Origin of the sequence: Micromonospora sp. NPDC047527, assembly GCF_040643015.1 — a bacterium.
Classification (GTDB): Bacteria; Actinomycetota; Actinomycetes; order Mycobacteriales; family Micromonosporaceae; genus Micromonospora.
In genome coordinates, this window is the sequence record NZ_JBEYTK010000002.1 from 882,834 (window position 1) to 897,293 (window position 14,460).

Below are 14,460 nucleotides of genomic sequence, written 5' to 3' on the forward strand. Positions count from 1 at the left end.
CGTGCGGCGCGAGGAGTTCTATCGGGAGGCCCGCGACGACCGGGACGGCCCCCTGCACGGCCTGTCCGTCCTGGACGTGACCAAGGTGTGGTCCGGCCCGCTGACCACGAGCCTGCTCGGCGACATGGGCGCGGACGTGGTCCGGGTCGAGCTGCCGTACGGCCGCGACGGCGAGGTGCCGCCGGAGATCCCCGGCACGGGCCTGTCGTGGTTCCGCGAGACGGTGAACCGGAACAAGCGCAGCGTGGGGCTGGACCTGCGGCAGCCCGCCGGTCGGGAGGCGTTCCTGGGGCTGGTGCGCGAGGCGGATCTCGTGGTGGAGAACTACAAGCCCGGCACGCTGGACGGCTGGGGTGTCGGTTACGCCGACTGCCGCCGTGTCCGGCCGGACATCGTGTTCGTGTCCATCACCGGCTGGGGGCAGTACGGCCCGGACATCGACCGGCCGGCGTACGACCCGGTGGTGCAGGCCGCGAGCGGTTGGATGTCGCTCAACGGAGACCCGGCGGGCCGCCCGGTGCGGGCGCCGACGTTCCTCGCCGACGAACTGGCCGGCCTGCACGCGGCCGTCGGCGCGCTGGCCGCCCTGGCGCACCGCGACCGCACCGGCGAGGGTCAGCACGTCGACGTGGCGATGCTCGACAGCCTGCTCGCCAGCAGTTGTGGCCTGTTGACGCTTGCCGCGACCGGCGCGCCGCCGGAGCGGTGGGGCAACCAGACCGACTTCGCGGTCCCGTCGAACGTCTACCCCTGCCTGGACGGCGAGGTCTACCTGTCCGTCGCCCTGGACAAGCACTGGCGGGCGCTGGCTGAGACGATCGGCCGCCCGGATCTGGCCCGCGCGCCAGGCTACGGGCGGGGCGCGCAGCGCCGGCAGAACCGTGTCGCGGTCGACGGCCTGGTGACCGACTGGTGCCGGACCCGCACGGTCGGCGAGGTCATGGCGGCGTTCCGCGCCGCGCGCCTGGTGGCCGAGCGGGTACGCACGCTGACCGAGGTCGCGGCCGACCCACAGGTGTCGGAGCGGGACATGCTTCAGCCGACGGTGCTGCACAACGGTTCCACCGCGCCACTCACCGGTCCGGCGGTGAAGTTCTCCCGCACACCGACGCGGATCCGCCGGGGCGCGTCGGCCGCCGGCGCGGACAACTCTGACGTGCTGGGGGACGCCGCCCCGCGCCCCGACGAGCCGTAGGGTCCGGCCAGCGTCTGCATAGTATCTGCGTGCGCTTTACGTGTGTCCTGCTGCTTCTATTGATGTCAGGCCGAAGATGCTTCAACATAGGAGTGCAAGATACGAGTTCCGGTCGCCGATCGGGGGCACCCGGTGTGGGTGCGACGGGCTAAGGAGGCGTCTGTGACCGAGCGACCGCTGGCACTGGTGACCGGCGCCTCACGGGGCATCGGCCGTGCGGTGGCCGTCCGGCTCGCCGAGGAGGGGTACGGGCTCGCCTGCTGCTACAGCAAGCCGAGTGAGGCCGCCGAGAAGACCGAGGCGCAGGTCGCCGCGGCCGGGGTGCCGAGCTACTTCGCCCCCTGCGACGTCGCCGACGACGCGGCGGTGGACGCGTTCATCGCCGAAGCCGAGCGTCGGCTGGGTCCGATCGGCCAGCTGGTCAACAACGCCGGCATCACCCGGGACAGCCCGCTGGTGCTGGCCCGCCGCCCCGACTGGGAGGCGGTCCTCGACGTCAACCTCGGCGGCACCTGGAACTTCTGCCGAGCCATGGCCTTCCGATTCATGAAGCGCCGCGCCGGGGCCATCGTCAACCTCTCCTCGATCGCCGGCATCCACGGCAACGTGGGCCAGACCGCGTACGCGGCAAGTAAGGCGGGCATCATCGGGCTGAGCCGTTCGCTGGCCAAGGAACTCGCCCCCTACGGCGTACGGGTCAACGTGGTCGCGCCCGGGTTCATCGAGACCGACATGACCGACGCGCTGGACGCGAAGGCCCGGGACCGGGCACTGGGCATGATCGGCCTACGCCGGTTCGGCCGCCCCGAGGACGTCGCGGCGATGGTGGACTTCCTCCTCTCCGACCAGGCCGCCTACGTCACCGGCCAGGTGTTCCAGGTGGACGGAGGGATGACCCTGTGACCGCGGCGACGGTCGCGCCCGACTGGCGACCCGCGGTCCCCGTCTCCTACGCCGCCCCGCTGCCGGCGGTCGACCGACTCCGGGTGGCCCCCCGCGACGGCGGCTGGACGATCACCGCCCGGGTCGCGGTCGATCCCGGATCCCCGAACCTCGCCGGCCATTTCCCCGGCCAGCCGATCTACCCGGGTGTGTTCGTGGTCGAGACCCTGTGCCAGGCGATGGCCCAGGCCGTGCCCGGTGCCCCCCGGCTGCGCGCCGTCACCTCGATCCGGTTCCTCGCGGCGCTGCTCGGCGGCGACGAGATGGAACTCACCCTCGATGTGGATCCGGCGGACCCCGGTGCCCCGGCACCGTCCGGTTGGGCGGTCCGCGGCACCGGCCGGCGCAATGACGGCACGGTCACCGCGCGACTGCGCGCCGTCTTCGACACTGGGGCCGGCGCGTGAACGCCGCCGAGATTCGCGCCGTTCTGCCGCAGCGCTACCCGCTGCTGCTGGTCGACCGCGTGACAAGCCTGGAACCCGGTGCGGTCATCGAGACGGTCAAGGCGATCACCGCCACCGAGCCGTGCTACGCCCACCTCGGCGACGACGCCACCGCCGAGGACTACGCCTACCCGGCATCGCTGCTCATCGAGTCGTTCGGCCAGAGCGCCGCGCTGCTGTGGCTGGCCGGCTCCGCACCGTCGCACCGGCTCACCGACGACGCCCTGCTGCTCTTCGTGGGCGCACGGGAGTACACCGTCGAGGGCCGGGCCTACCCGGGCGACGTCGTCCGGCACGTCGTACGCCTGGAACGCGTCGTCGCCGACACCGCGTTCGCCACCGGCGAGAGCTGGGTCGGTGAGCGGTGCATCGCCACCGTCGGCTCGCTCATGGCCGCCCGCCGCCCCCGCGCCGCAGTCGCCGAACCCGCGGCCGGCCCGACCGGCGTCGACCGCACCATCCCCGCTAACACCAGTGCCCAAGGAGGCCAACATGTCCGGTGAAAACGAGCGGTACGAGCAGCTCCGGGAGATCATCGCCGAGGTGTTGGAGATCGAGACCGACGAGCTGACCGACACCGGGGACTTCGCCGAGGAATACCAGGCGGATTCACTGCGCGCCATCGAGATCCTGGCCCGCATCGACAAGGCGTTCAAGGTGGAGATCCCGCAGTCGGAGCTGCCCGAGCTGCGCAACCTCAAGGCCACCTACGAGGCCGTCACCCGGCACGCCGGCTGGCAGGACTGACACCGTGCGGCGTGTGGTCGTGACCGGCCTCGGCCCGGTGTCGAGCATCGGAACGGGGGTGACGGCGTTCGGTGCGGCCCTGCGGGCGGGCCGCTCCGGCATCTCCCAGATCACCAGCTTCGACCCGTCCGGGTTCCCGTACCGCAACGGCGGTGAGGTCCGCGACTTCGACCCCGCCGCCTGGCTGCGCCGGCTACCGCCGGAACGGTGGGGCCGGTCCAGCCAGTTCGCGGCCGCCGCCGCACGGCTCGCGGCGGACGACGCCAAACTGGACCTCGACACGGTGGACCGTTCGCGGGCGCATGCCGTGATCGGCACGACCAGCGGCGAGTCCGTCGTCCTGGAGGCGCTCACGGCGCATCTGGTCGAAGCGGGCTTCGACGCGGTGCCGCCGCGCCTGATCGAGCAACTGCCCGCGGGGCGGCTGGCGCACGCGGTAAGCGAGGAGCTGGGCCTGCGCGGCGAATCGCTGACCCTCGCCACCGCGTGCTCGGCCAGCAACTACGCCATCGGGTACGCCTACGACCTGCTCGTCACCGGCGAATCAGACGTGGTGTTCGCCGGCGGCGCCGACTCGGTCTGCCGCTGGGCGCACGCGGGGTTCTACCGGCTGGGCGCCCTCACCGAGACCGCCTGCACGCCGTTCGACCGGGACCGCTCCGGCATCCTCACCGGGGAGGGCGGCGCGGTGCTGGCGTTGGAGACCCGGGAGCACGCCGAGGCGCGCGGCGCGTACATCTACGCGGAGGTGCTCGGCTACGGCCTCAACTGCGACGCCAACCATCCGGTGGCCCCGGACCGGGACAGCATCGCCGAGTGCATCCGCATCGCCCACCGCAACGCTGGCGTCACACCGGACCAGGTCGACTACATCTGCGCCCACGGCACCGGCACCCCGGCCAACGACCTGGTCGAGGCGCAGGCCGTGCTGGAGGTGTTCGGGCCGGAACCGCCGCCCATCAGCTCGATCAAGTCGATGATCGGGCACACCATGGGCGCCGCCAGCGGGTTCGGCGCGATCGCCTCCACCCTGGCGATCGAACAGGGCTTCCTGCCACCCACCGTCAACTGGTCGCACCCGGACCCGCAGCTGGCCGCCATCGATCCCGTGCCGAACGAGGCCAGGTCGGCAACCGTCCGGCTCGTGCAGAACAACGGGTTCGCCTTCGGCGGAAACAACGCGATCGTCCTGCTCGGAGCCGCCCAATGACGCCACTGACCATCAACGGCTTCGCGGCGCTGAGCGCCGCCGGTGACCGGCCGGAGGCGCTCGCCCGACGGGTCGCCGCCCTCGCCGGGGAGTGTCATCCAGGCGCACCCGTCGGTGGCCTCGTCACCGAGCCGCTGCCGCGCGCCGAGGGTCACACCGTCAGAGACTTCGACGTGCGCGCCCGGCTCGGGCGGCGCGGCACGAGCTTCTACGACCGGGCCACCGCCCTGGCCGTGGTGGCCTGCGGCGAGGCCCTCAGCGACAGCGGACTGACAGTGGACGACACCAACCGGGCCCGGATCGGCATGGTGTTGGGCACCACCGTCGGCAGCCTGAAGTCCACAAGCGACTACAGCCGCGAGACGCTCGTCCAGGAGAAGCCGTACCTGGTCAACCCGATGCTGTTTCCCAACACCGTGATGAACTGCGCCGCCGGCCAGGCGGCCATCCGGCACGGGCTCAAGGGAATCAACGCCACGGTCACCGGTGGACCCCTGGCCTTCTTCCACGCGCTGCGGTACGCCAGCAACGCCATCCGCCGCGGCTACGTCGACACCATGCTCGTCGGCGCGGTCGAGGAGTTCTCGGCGCACCGGGCCTGGGCATCCGCGCTGGGTCCGGCAGGCGGCGAGGTTCTCCCGGGCGAGGGTGCCGCGGTGTTCGTGATCGGTGGCCACACCGACCCCGCCGGGCGCGCCGCGGTCTGTGCCGTGACCACCGGGTACGGCCCCGACGGCACGGCGGAGCAGGCTCTCACCGACTGCGTCGCCCGGGCCCTGCACGTCGCCGGAGTCGCCCCGACCGACGTCACGCTCCTGGCCACCAGCGAAACCATCACCTCCGGCCGCCGCCCGCAGCGCGCCGCCGCCCTGCGGGCGCTTCGCGGACACCGACCGGCCGAACTCGTCGTCAGCCGGGCGGCCGGGGACTGTGGGGCTGCCACCCCCGCCCTCGCCCTGGTAGCCGCGCTGGGCCTGCCCGATGACGGCGACCGGCCTCCGTCCGGCCTGACCCTGCTCACGGCCCACGGCACCGACGGCGGCGTCGGCGCCGCCCTGGTCCGGCGGTAGCCCATGGCGACGCTGATCGCGGCGAGCAGCCTGCGCACGTGTTTCGGCGACGGCGCGGACACCTTCGCCGCGCTGCTGGAGGGACGTACCGGGGTGCGCGAGCTGCGACACCCGCTGACCGGCCGGCTCAACGTGACGGCCGGCTACCAGATCGACGAGCCGGCCCCGGGGGTCGCCCTGCGGGCCGGCACCTGGCTGCGGGAGTGCGTCGCCGAGGCGCTGGTGCGGGCCGCCATCGACCCCCTGCGGAGCCGGGTCGTGGTGCTCGTCGGCACCGGTCTGCGGGAACTCGCGGCGGTCGAGGACCTGGCGCTCACCGGCACCACCACCACCCCGTCCCGCCTGCACTTCGGGCCCGCCGTCCGGGACGCCGTGCCCGGCCTGGCCGAGGTGGTGACCATCGCCAACGCGTGCAGCGCGGGCGGGCACGCCCTCGCGCTCGCCCAGGACCTGATCGACACCGGCGAGGCCGACGCGGTGGTCGTCGGCGCCGCCGACACGATGACCGCTTCCATGCTCGCGATGATCGGCAAGGTCGCACCGGAGCCCACCGACCAGATCCGCCCGTTCGACCGTGACCGCACCGGAGTGCTGCTCGGCGAGGGCGCCGCCGCGCTCGTCGTGGTCGGCGAGGACTGGACCGGGCCGGCCGTCGGCCGGCTGCTCGCCACCGGGCTGTCCTGCGATGCCGTGCACGAGACCGCCCCCGATGTGGACGGCATCTGCCGGGCGATGCGCGACGCCTGGACGCGGGCCGGCCGGAGCCCGGAAGAGGTGGACCTGGTGGTGGCCCACGGCACCGGCACGGCCCTGAACGACTCCACGGAGTGCGCCGCGTTGCTGCGGTGCCTGCCGCGGCCCGGAGCGCCCCTGATCACCGCCGTCAAGGGCGCTGTCGGCCACCTGTCGGGCGCCGCCGCCCTGGCCAACCTCGACGTGGCGCTGCGGTGCCTGGCGAGCGGCACGGTGCCGCCGGTCGTCGGGCTGGTGAACCCCCTGCCGGAGGGCGAGGGCCTCACCTTCGTCCGGGACGTCCACGCCCGCCGGGACGTCGCCCTGGCGCAGGTCAACGCCTTCGGCTTCGGCGGCGTGAACGCGGTGACCCTGGTGGAGTCGCTGTGACCGGCACACCGGGGTCCACCCCGGCCACCGCCGTCGCAGTCACCTCCTACAGCGTCCACCTGCCCGCGGACGACCGCTTCGGCACGACCGTCGCCGGCCTGCCGACGGTCGACCCCGGCTGCCCTTCCGACCGCGCCAACACGCTGCTCGGCCGCAAGGGACTGCTGTACAAGGAACCAGCCACCCGGCTCGCGCTGTGCGCCGTGCACCGCGCCCTGGGCCTGTCCGACGGCGTCCGCCCCGATGCCACCCTCGATCCCGGTACCGCGGTCGTGGCCGCCAGCAACCTCGGCAACGTCGCCACGGTCGTCGACGTGACCCGCACCGTCGCCCGCGAGGGCAGCCGGGGGGTCAGCCCGATGGCGGCGCCGAACGCGTCAAGCAACGTCATCGCCAGCAGCATCGCGTTGTGGTTCCGGTTCGGCGGCCCGAACCTGATGGTCTGCTCCGGCGAGACCGCCGGCCTGGACGCGCTCGCTCTGGGCGTCCTGCTGCTGCGCGCCCACCGGGCCGACCGGGTGCTGGTCGTCGGCGCGGAAGCCGACGACGAGACCGCGGTCGCCGTGCGCCGTGGCCCCGCCGCCGACGCCGTGGCCCCGCCCCTGCGCGCCGGGGCCGCCTGCGTGGTCCTGGAACCCGTCACCCGGGCCGCCGCCCCGCTGGCCACCCTGACGGTCGGGCCGACCGTGCGCCGACGCGAGGACGTACCCCCGTGGCCGGCCCGGATCGTGGTCGGCCCCGGCCACCTCGACCCCGCGTCGGCCTGGGGCGACTGCTACGGCGCCCAGGGGGTGCTCCAGACGGCGCTGGCGGCGCGGCTCGTCGCCGAGGGCGCGGACGGCGTCGCGGTGCTCTGCGGCGGCGACGACGACGGCTGGCGTACCGCCCTGCTCACCCCCGCCACCAGCGGGAGGCAGCCGTGACGGCGCCGACCGTACGGGAGTTGCGCCCGCCCACGCCGGGCGGACCGCTCGCGGTCTTCGTCCACGGGCTGGAGGACTCCTGGGAGAGTTGGCTGCCGTTGGGCAACGTGCTGCCGCCCGGGTGGTCCCCGGTCGCTCTCGACCTGCCATGGCGGCCCGGCAACGACTACCAGTGGCGTCGCCGCCCCTCACCGCGGTGGCTGGCCGACGGCCTCGACCGGTTGGGCCGGCGCCCCGACCTCCTCGTGGCCCACTCCTTCGGCGGCAACGCCCTGCTCGAACTGCTCTGCGCCCGCGACCAGCGGGTGCCGGACACCGTCATGCTGATCTGCCCGCTGTACCGGCCGCCGGACGTCGCCGTGACCTGGCGGGTGTTCGAACGCGCGCGGCGCTCCTTCGAACAGCACATCCACGACTCGCTGCGCAGCCGGCTCGGCGGGCGGTTGCGGGCCATGGACGCGGACGTGGTGGAGCGGATGATCGCCAAGGCGGTCGACCGGGTCGGCCCCTCCGGATTCCTGACCGTGTTCGACCAGTTCTGCGCCAGCGCGTCACTGCGGCTGGACCAGGTGACCGCCCGGGTGCTGGTGCTCGCCGGAGGGTCCGATCCGACCCTGTCCCCGGAGGCCGCACGAACCCTCGCCGACGGCATGCCGCACGCGGTGCTGTCGGTCGGCGACAGCTACGACCACTTCTGCTACGCCCGCCAGCCGGAGGATGTCGCGGCCCGCCTGCGGGCCTTCGTCGACGTGGCTCCCATCGTCACCGGTCATCCCGAAGGAGTAGCCACGTGACCACCCTCGCCCCCCACGCTCCGACCCCGAGCGTCCTGGCCAGCCGGCCGCGCTACGAAGGCGCCAACATCCGTACCTGGATCGGGTTCAAGCACTTCATGTACCTGGTGGAGGAGGCGGTCCTCCAGTGGTTGCGCGACCAGGGCCACGGTGCCCGCGAGCTCTTCCACGAGTACGGCCTCGGCACCGAGATCATCGACTGCTCGGTGCAGTTGCCGGCCGTGCTGGAGGTGGACGACGAGGTCCGCGCGGAGGTCGTTGCCGGCACCGGCAAGCGGCTGCGGGTGCAGTTGTCGGTCAACCGTGGCGGCCAGGACGTCGTGGTGTTGCGGGGACACGTCACGGTCGCCCTGGTGCCCGAGACCGACGCGCCGGTGCACCGGCCTGCGCCGGCCGCTCTCTCGACCTGGGAGACACCCGGGCTCGACGCGGCGACCGGCCTGCGCGGGGAGCTTGCGCTGCCGGCCGGCGCCGACCCCGCCTCCGTGTTGACGCCACCCGGCTCGGCGGCCTACCTGTGGTCCTGGCGGGCGCCGTACTTCTACTGCCACTACTCCGACCGGGTGCAGCACTCCGGCTTCGTGCGCGCCCTGGAGGAGGTCGTCGACCGGTTCCTCGACGACCGGGGCATCTCCGTGGGACGCATGCTGGCCGAACGCGCGTGGATCCCGGTGGTCTCCCGGGCCCGGGTACGCCTCGCCGAGCCGGCCCACATGGAGGAGACGGTGCACACCGTCTTCCACGTCGACGACGTGCTGCGGGACGTGATGTTCAGCGGCCGGATGGACTGCTGGGTCAACCGGGGCGACCGGCTGACGCTGGTCGCCACGGCGACCATCCTGCACGGGTACGCGATCAGCCGGGGACCGGACGCCGGTCAGCTCGCCCGGCTCGATCCCGAGGTGTGCGCGATCCTCACCGGGAGTCGGCAGTGACCCGCGCGCCCGCCCGCCCCCGGCTGTTCTTCTCCTTCCGCAGCCCGTACAGCTGGCTGACGATCCGGCGGCTGCGCGCCGCGGTGCCGACGGCGTTCGCGGAGCTGGACTGGTTCCCCTACTGGGATCCGGACGCGCAGACCTCCGAGGCGCTCGCCGCCCGCGGCGCGGAGTTCCACTACGTGCAGATGAGCAGGGCCAAGCACCTCTACCTGCTGATGGACACCAAACGACTGGTGCAGCGCGAAGGCGTGCCGATGGCGTGGCCGATCGACGTCGACCCGCACTGGGAGGTGCCGCACCTGGGCTGGCTGGCCGCCCGCCGCGCCGGCCGTGCGGAGCCGTTCTACGACGAGGTGGTCGCCGCCCGCTGGGAACGGGGGGAGAACATCTGCGACCCCGAGGTGGTGGCCGGCTGCGCTGAGCGGGCCGGCCTGGATCCGGCTCTGGTCACCGGCGCGGTCGACGACCCGCAGCTGCGGGCGGAGGGGGCGGACTGCCTCGAACGCGCCTACCTCGACGACATCTTCGGGATCCCGTACCTCAAGTGGGGGCGGCACCGGTTCTGGGGGCTGGACCGGCTCGACGGCTTTCTCAGCCTGTGGCGGCCGGACGCGGCTGGCGTCACAGTCCCCGTCATGGCTGCCGCCCCGGCCACGGTGCGGCTCCCCGACCGGGCGGAGGCAATCGTGGCCTCCGGTGGTTACGACACCGACACGACGGGTGGATGCGGATGATGTTCTCTCCTGACACACCGGCGCTCCGGCAGCGGCGCATGCAGCGACTGGCCGCCACGCTGCGGTTGTTCGCGGAACTCGGCTACGACGAGGGCGCGGGCGGGCACATCACCGTCCGTGACCCCGAGCGGCCCGACTGCTTCTGGATCAACCCGTTCGGCATGTACTTCGGCCAGGTCAGGGTCAGCGACCTGCTGCTGGTCGGCGCCGACGGGAAGGTGCTGGGCGGCAAGGGCCGGATCAACCCCGCCGGCTTCGTCATCCACTCGGCGGTGCACGCCGCCCGACCCGATGTCATCTGCGCCGTGCACACCCACTCCCTGTACGGGCGGGCGTTCTCCACACTGGGCCGGCTCCTCGACCCGATCACGCAGGACGCCTGCGCGTTCTACGGCGACCACGCCGTCTTCGACGACTACACCGGCGTGGTGCTCGACGATGACGAGGGCAAGCGGATCGCCTCCGCGCTGGGCTCCGGCAAGGCCGCCATCCTCCGCAACCACGGCCTGTTGACCGTCGGCGGGTCGGTGGAGGAGGCGGCCTGGTGGTTCGTCGCCATGGAGCGGTCCTGCCAGGTGCAGCTCACCGCCGAGGCGGCCGGCAAGCCGGTGCTCATCGACCACGAGGACGCCGAACGGACCCGCGACGTGATCGGCTCGCCCGGCATCGGCCGGTTCAACTTCAAGCCGCTCTACGAGGGTGTCCTGCGCCGCCACCCGGACCTGCTGGACTGATGATGCCCCGTCCTCAGGACCCGCCCGTTCTGCTCGCCGCCCAGCTCACCGCGACCCCCGACGCGCCGGCGCTCGCCGACGAGGGCGGTGTCCTCACCTGGGCGCAACTGGGGGAGCGGGTGCACCGGTGGCGGGGGCTGCTCGCCGACGTCGGCGTCACCTCCGGCGACGCGGTGGCGCTGATGCTCGGCAACCGCAGGGAGGCGCTGGAAGCGTTGCTGGCCTGCCTGCACGCCGGCGTCACCGCGGTGCCGGTGAACTGGCACCTCACCGCGCCGGAGGTCGCCTACCTGCTGGCCGACGCCGACGTCCGGCTGCTCGTCGTCGATCCACCGCGTGCGCTGGTGGGCGCCAAGGCGGCGGCCGAGGCGGGCACGGTCCGGGCGATGGTCACCGGCGACCGTGCCGTACACGCCCTCCCGCCGGCGGAGCCGCTGCTCGCCGCGACCGACCCGCACACCTCCCCCTCCGACCAGGAGTGCGGGCAGTTGATGATCTACACCTCGGGCACGACGGGGCGGCCCAAGGGCGTGCTCAACGGCCTGTTCGTCACCGGAGCGCCGTTCTCCCGGGCCACCCGGCTGCTCGAGTACGCCAGCGGGACGCTCGGCGTGCCCGCCGACGGGCGGGTGCTGCTGGTCGGGCCGTGGTACCACTCCGCTCAACTGTTCTTCGCGCTTCTGCCCCTGCTCAACGGCGCGACACTGGTTGTCCGGGAGCGGTTCGACCCCGCCGACACGCTGGCGGCCATCGACGCGGAGCGGATCACCGAGTGCCACCTCGTGCCGACCCAGTTCGTCCGCCTGCTGCGCCTCGACCCGGCAGTCCGAGCCGCGTTCTCGGGAACCAGCCTGCGCCGGATCTGGCACGGCGGCGGCGCCTGCCCGCCGGACGTCAAGCACCGCATGATCGAGTGGTGGGGCCCGGTGCTGGTCGAGTACTACGCGGCCACGGAGGGGGGAGTGGTCACCCTCATCGACTCGCCGGACTGGCTCGCCCACCCCGGCAGCGTGGGGCGGGCCGTACCGCCCAACCAGATCCTCGTCGTCGACGACGACGGCCGTGAGCTCGACCCCCACCAGCAGGGCCGGATCTACATCCGTCGGCCCGGCCGCGGCTTCCGCTACCACAACGCCGCGGAGAAGACCCGCGCCGCGCACCTCGCGCCCGGCGTCTTCACGTACGGCGAGGTGGGCCACCTCGACGACGACGGCTACCTGTACCTCACCGGCCGCGCCCAGAACATGATCGTTTCCGGGGGCGTGAACGTCTACCCCGCCGAGATCGAGCAGGTGCTGCTGCGCCACCCGGACGTGCGCGACGCCGTCGCGCTCGGCGTCCCTGACGACGAGTACGGCGAGCGGGTGGCCGCTGTCGTCGAGTGGGAGCCCGGCGTCGGACAGCGGTCCTGGTCGGCGCTCGACGCCCACTGCCGGCACCATCTCGCCGGATTCAAGGTGCCTCGCCGCTGGCGATCGGTCGACGTCGTCCCCCGCGAGCCGACCGGCAAGGTCCGCCTCGACCAGTTGCGCACGCTCTGCGGAGACGACCGATGGGAACGATGAGCGGGATGCCAGCGACGCGATCGACGTCCCACGTGGACATCGCCCACCCGGCGACCTACGCCCGCGGCGTGCCGCACGCCGAGTTCGACAGGCGTCGCCGCGAGGAGCCGGTCGGGTGGGTGCCGGAGCCGGCGCTGTGGCGGCACAGCTCGGCCGGCCGGATGCAGCAGCAGGGCTCCGGGTTCTGGGCGGCGACGACCCACGAGGCGGTCGTGGAGGCGTCCCGGCAGCCGGAGGTGTTCTCCTCCGCGCTGCGCGGGGCGTTCCTGCACGACCCGCGTACCCCGGCGGACCTGGACTTCATGCGGCAGTTGCTGGTGAACATGGACGCACCGCAGCACGTGCGGATCCGCCGCATCGTCAGCTCGGTGTTCACCCCCCGCGCCGTGCGCTCGCTCGGCGACACCGTCACCCGGCACGCCCAGGAACTCGTCGAGGCGGTGCGTCAGCGGGACACGTTCGACGCGGTCACCGACCTGGCGGCGGAGCTGCCCCTGCTGGTGCTCGCCGACCTGCTGGGCCTGCCCCGCGGCGACCGGCACCTGCTGTACCGCTGGAGCAACAACCTGGTCGGCTTCGACGACCCGGAGTACGGCGGCGGTGACGTCGAGGTCTACCGGCAGACGTTCGCGGAGGCGTTCCAGTACGCGCTGGCCGTGGCCGTACGGCGGCGGGCCGCGCCCCGCGACGACCTGATCAGCCTGCTCGCCACCGCGGAGGTCGACGGGCGGCGGATGACCGACCGGGAGTTCTGCCAGTTCTGGCTGCTGCTGGTGGTCGCCGGAAACGAGACGACCCGTCACCTGATCTCCGGCGCCCTGCACCTGCTGCTGCACGACGAAGCGCTACGTCGGCGCTGGCTCGGCACGCCGTTGCCCATCGCCACCGCCGTCGACGAGTTCCTCCGGGTGGTCACCCCGATCATGCAGTTCCGCCGGACCGCCACCCAGGACACGACCCTGGCCGGTACGAGGATCGCCGAGGGCGACAAGGTCGTCATGTTCTACGTCTCCGCCAACCGGGACGCCGCGGTCTTCGCTGACCCCCATCGGGTGGACCTGGAGCGGGCGCCCAACCCGCACCTCAGCTTCGGCGTGGGCCCGCACTTCTGCCTGGGCGCCCACCTGGCGCGGATGGAGATGGCCGCGTTGCTCGACGCCGTCGCCCCGCACCTTCCCCGACTTGCCACCACGGGCCCGGTCGTCCGACTGGAGTCCAACTTCGTCAACGGCATCAAGTCGATGCCTGTGGGCTGGACCTGAGACCGGGGCCAGGCCGCTGGAAAGGAGATCGATGTCCCTCAACGAACGGCTGCGGGAGTACAAGGTCCGTCAGGAGTCGGGCGAGGTGCCACCGATCACGCCGGCCCACCTTGAGGTGATCTACCGGGAGGCGCACGCCCTGGCCGCCTCGGGCGCCGAGGACCGGGTGCTGAAAGCGGGAGCGCCGTTCCCGTCCTTCGAGATGCCCGATGAGAACGGCGACGTCGTCTCCTCCGCCGACCTGCTGTCCCGGGGGCCGCTCGCGGTCGTCTTCTACCGCGGCGCCTGGTGTGACTACTGCAACTTCGAGCTGGAGGCGCTGGAGGAGGTCTACCCACGGATCAGGGAACTCGGAGCCGACCTGGTGGCCGTGTCGCCCGTGACCATGCCCAACCTGCGGGCGGCCATCCGCCGCAACAAACTCTCGTACCGGATCCTCAGCGACCGGGGCAACGCCTACGCCGCGCGGTTCAACCTGACCTACACGATGAACCAGGACCTGCTCGACGTGTGGGGCAGCTTCGGCATGAACTTCTCGCAGATCAACGGTGACGACAGCAACCGCATGACGATGCCCGGGGTGTTCCTCGCCGACACCGATGGCGTCCTCCGCTTCGCCTCGGCGTACGCGCGCCACTGGGAGCGAACCGAGCCGGCCGACCTGCTCGCCGCCATCGAACGCCTGGGCCCGGATCGCTCGGCCCGGTCCTGACCAGCGTCACCGGTCGCGTCGCCACCCAGAGCCGGGTGGCGGCGCGACCCTCGGGAAGGGGGAAAG

16 protein-coding genes are annotated in these 14,460 nt (G+C 72.8%); all 16 read left to right on the plus strand.

Annotated elements, in window-relative coordinates:
- Position 1 precedes the first annotated feature (1 nt).
- The 16 genes from ABZ808_RS12895 (at position 2) to ABZ808_RS12970 (ending at position 14,394) form a co-directional block, all read left to right on the plus strand.
- The gene (locus ABZ808_RS12895) at positions 2–1,195 is read left to right on the plus strand and encodes a CoA transferase (RefSeq protein WP_357004654.1); all 1,194 of its coding nucleotides are present in this window, start codon (positions 2–4) and stop codon (positions 1,193–1,195) included.
- 162 nt (positions 1,196–1,357) lie between these two features.
- Positions 1,358–2,098 carry a 3-oxoacyl-ACP reductase FabG gene (gene fabG / locus ABZ808_RS12900; RefSeq protein ID WP_357004656.1) on the plus strand — a complete coding sequence of 247 codons (741 nt, stop codon included), beginning with the start codon at positions 1,358–1,360 and terminating at the stop codon, positions 2,096–2,098.
- The gene (locus ABZ808_RS12905; RefSeq protein WP_357004659.1) at positions 2,095–2,544 is read left to right on the plus strand and encodes a hypothetical protein; all 450 of its coding nucleotides are present in this window, start codon (positions 2,095–2,097) and stop codon (positions 2,542–2,544) included. The genes fabG and ABZ808_RS12905 overlap by 4 nt, the downstream gene beginning before the upstream one ends.
- A complete protein-coding gene (locus ABZ808_RS12910; RefSeq protein WP_357004662.1) occupies positions 2,541–3,086 on the plus strand; it encodes a beta-hydroxyacyl-ACP dehydratase in 546 nt (181 codons plus the stop codon). Before ABZ808_RS12905 ends, ABZ808_RS12910 begins: the two co-directional genes overlap by 4 nt.
- Complete coding sequence (locus tag ABZ808_RS12915; protein ID WP_357004665.1) at positions 3,076–3,330, plus strand: acyl carrier protein; 255 nt, start codon at positions 3,076–3,078, stop codon at positions 3,328–3,330. Before ABZ808_RS12910 ends, ABZ808_RS12915 begins: the two co-directional genes overlap by 11 nt.
- A 4-nt stretch (positions 3,331–3,334) precedes the next feature.
- Positions 3,335–4,540, plus strand: coding sequence for a beta-ketoacyl-[acyl-carrier-protein] synthase family protein (locus ABZ808_RS12920; RefSeq protein ID WP_357004668.1), 1,206 nt, complete (start codon positions 3,335–3,337; stop codon positions 4,538–4,540).
- Positions 4,537–5,610, plus strand: coding sequence for a beta-ketoacyl synthase N-terminal-like domain-containing protein (locus ABZ808_RS12925; protein WP_357004671.1), 1,074 nt, complete (start codon positions 4,537–4,539; stop codon positions 5,608–5,610). Before ABZ808_RS12920 ends, ABZ808_RS12925 begins: the two co-directional genes overlap by 4 nt.
- A 3-nt stretch (positions 5,611–5,613) precedes the next feature.
- Positions 5,614–6,732, plus strand: a complete 1,119-nt coding sequence (locus ABZ808_RS12930; protein WP_357004673.1) for a beta-ketoacyl synthase N-terminal-like domain-containing protein — start codon at positions 5,614–5,616, stop codon at positions 6,730–6,732.
- Entirely contained in the window at positions 6,729–7,655 is a 927-nt protein-coding gene (locus tag ABZ808_RS12935) for a beta-ketoacyl synthase N-terminal-like domain-containing protein (protein ID WP_357004675.1), read from the plus strand. Before ABZ808_RS12930 ends, ABZ808_RS12935 begins: the two co-directional genes overlap by 4 nt.
- Positions 7,652–8,449: an alpha/beta hydrolase gene (locus tag ABZ808_RS12940; protein ID WP_357004677.1), complete on the plus strand. Its 798-nt coding sequence runs from the start codon at positions 7,652–7,654 to the stop codon at positions 8,447–8,449. The genes ABZ808_RS12935 and ABZ808_RS12940 overlap by 4 nt, the downstream gene beginning before the upstream one ends.
- Positions 8,446–9,384, plus strand: a complete 939-nt coding sequence (locus tag ABZ808_RS12945; RefSeq protein WP_357004679.1) for a thioesterase — start codon at positions 8,446–8,448, stop codon at positions 9,382–9,384. Before ABZ808_RS12940 ends, ABZ808_RS12945 begins: the two co-directional genes overlap by 4 nt.
- A complete protein-coding gene (locus tag ABZ808_RS12950) occupies positions 9,381–10,121 on the plus strand; it encodes a DsbA family protein (RefSeq protein WP_357004681.1) in 741 nt (246 codons plus the stop codon). Before ABZ808_RS12945 ends, ABZ808_RS12950 begins: the two co-directional genes overlap by 4 nt.
- Complete coding sequence (locus tag ABZ808_RS12955; RefSeq protein ID WP_357004874.1) at positions 10,121–10,855, plus strand: class II aldolase/adducin family protein; 735 nt, start codon at positions 10,121–10,123, stop codon at positions 10,853–10,855. The genes ABZ808_RS12950 and ABZ808_RS12955 overlap by 1 nt, the downstream gene beginning before the upstream one ends.
- 2 nt (positions 10,856–10,857) lie before the next feature.
- Positions 10,858–12,420, plus strand: a complete 1,563-nt coding sequence (locus tag ABZ808_RS12960; RefSeq protein ID WP_357004684.1) for an AMP-binding protein — start codon at positions 10,858–10,860, stop codon at positions 12,418–12,420.
- 5 nt (positions 12,421–12,425) lie between these two features.
- Complete coding sequence (locus ABZ808_RS12965) at positions 12,426–13,682, plus strand: cytochrome P450 (RefSeq protein ID WP_357004686.1); 1,257 nt, start codon at positions 12,426–12,428, stop codon at positions 13,680–13,682.
- A gap of 31 nt (positions 13,683–13,713) precedes the next feature.
- Positions 13,714–14,394 carry a peroxiredoxin-like family protein gene (locus tag ABZ808_RS12970; RefSeq protein ID WP_357004688.1) on the plus strand — a complete coding sequence of 227 codons (681 nt, stop codon included), beginning with the start codon at positions 13,714–13,716 and terminating at the stop codon, positions 14,392–14,394.
- The last annotated feature ends 66 nt before the right edge of the window (positions 14,395–14,460 follow it).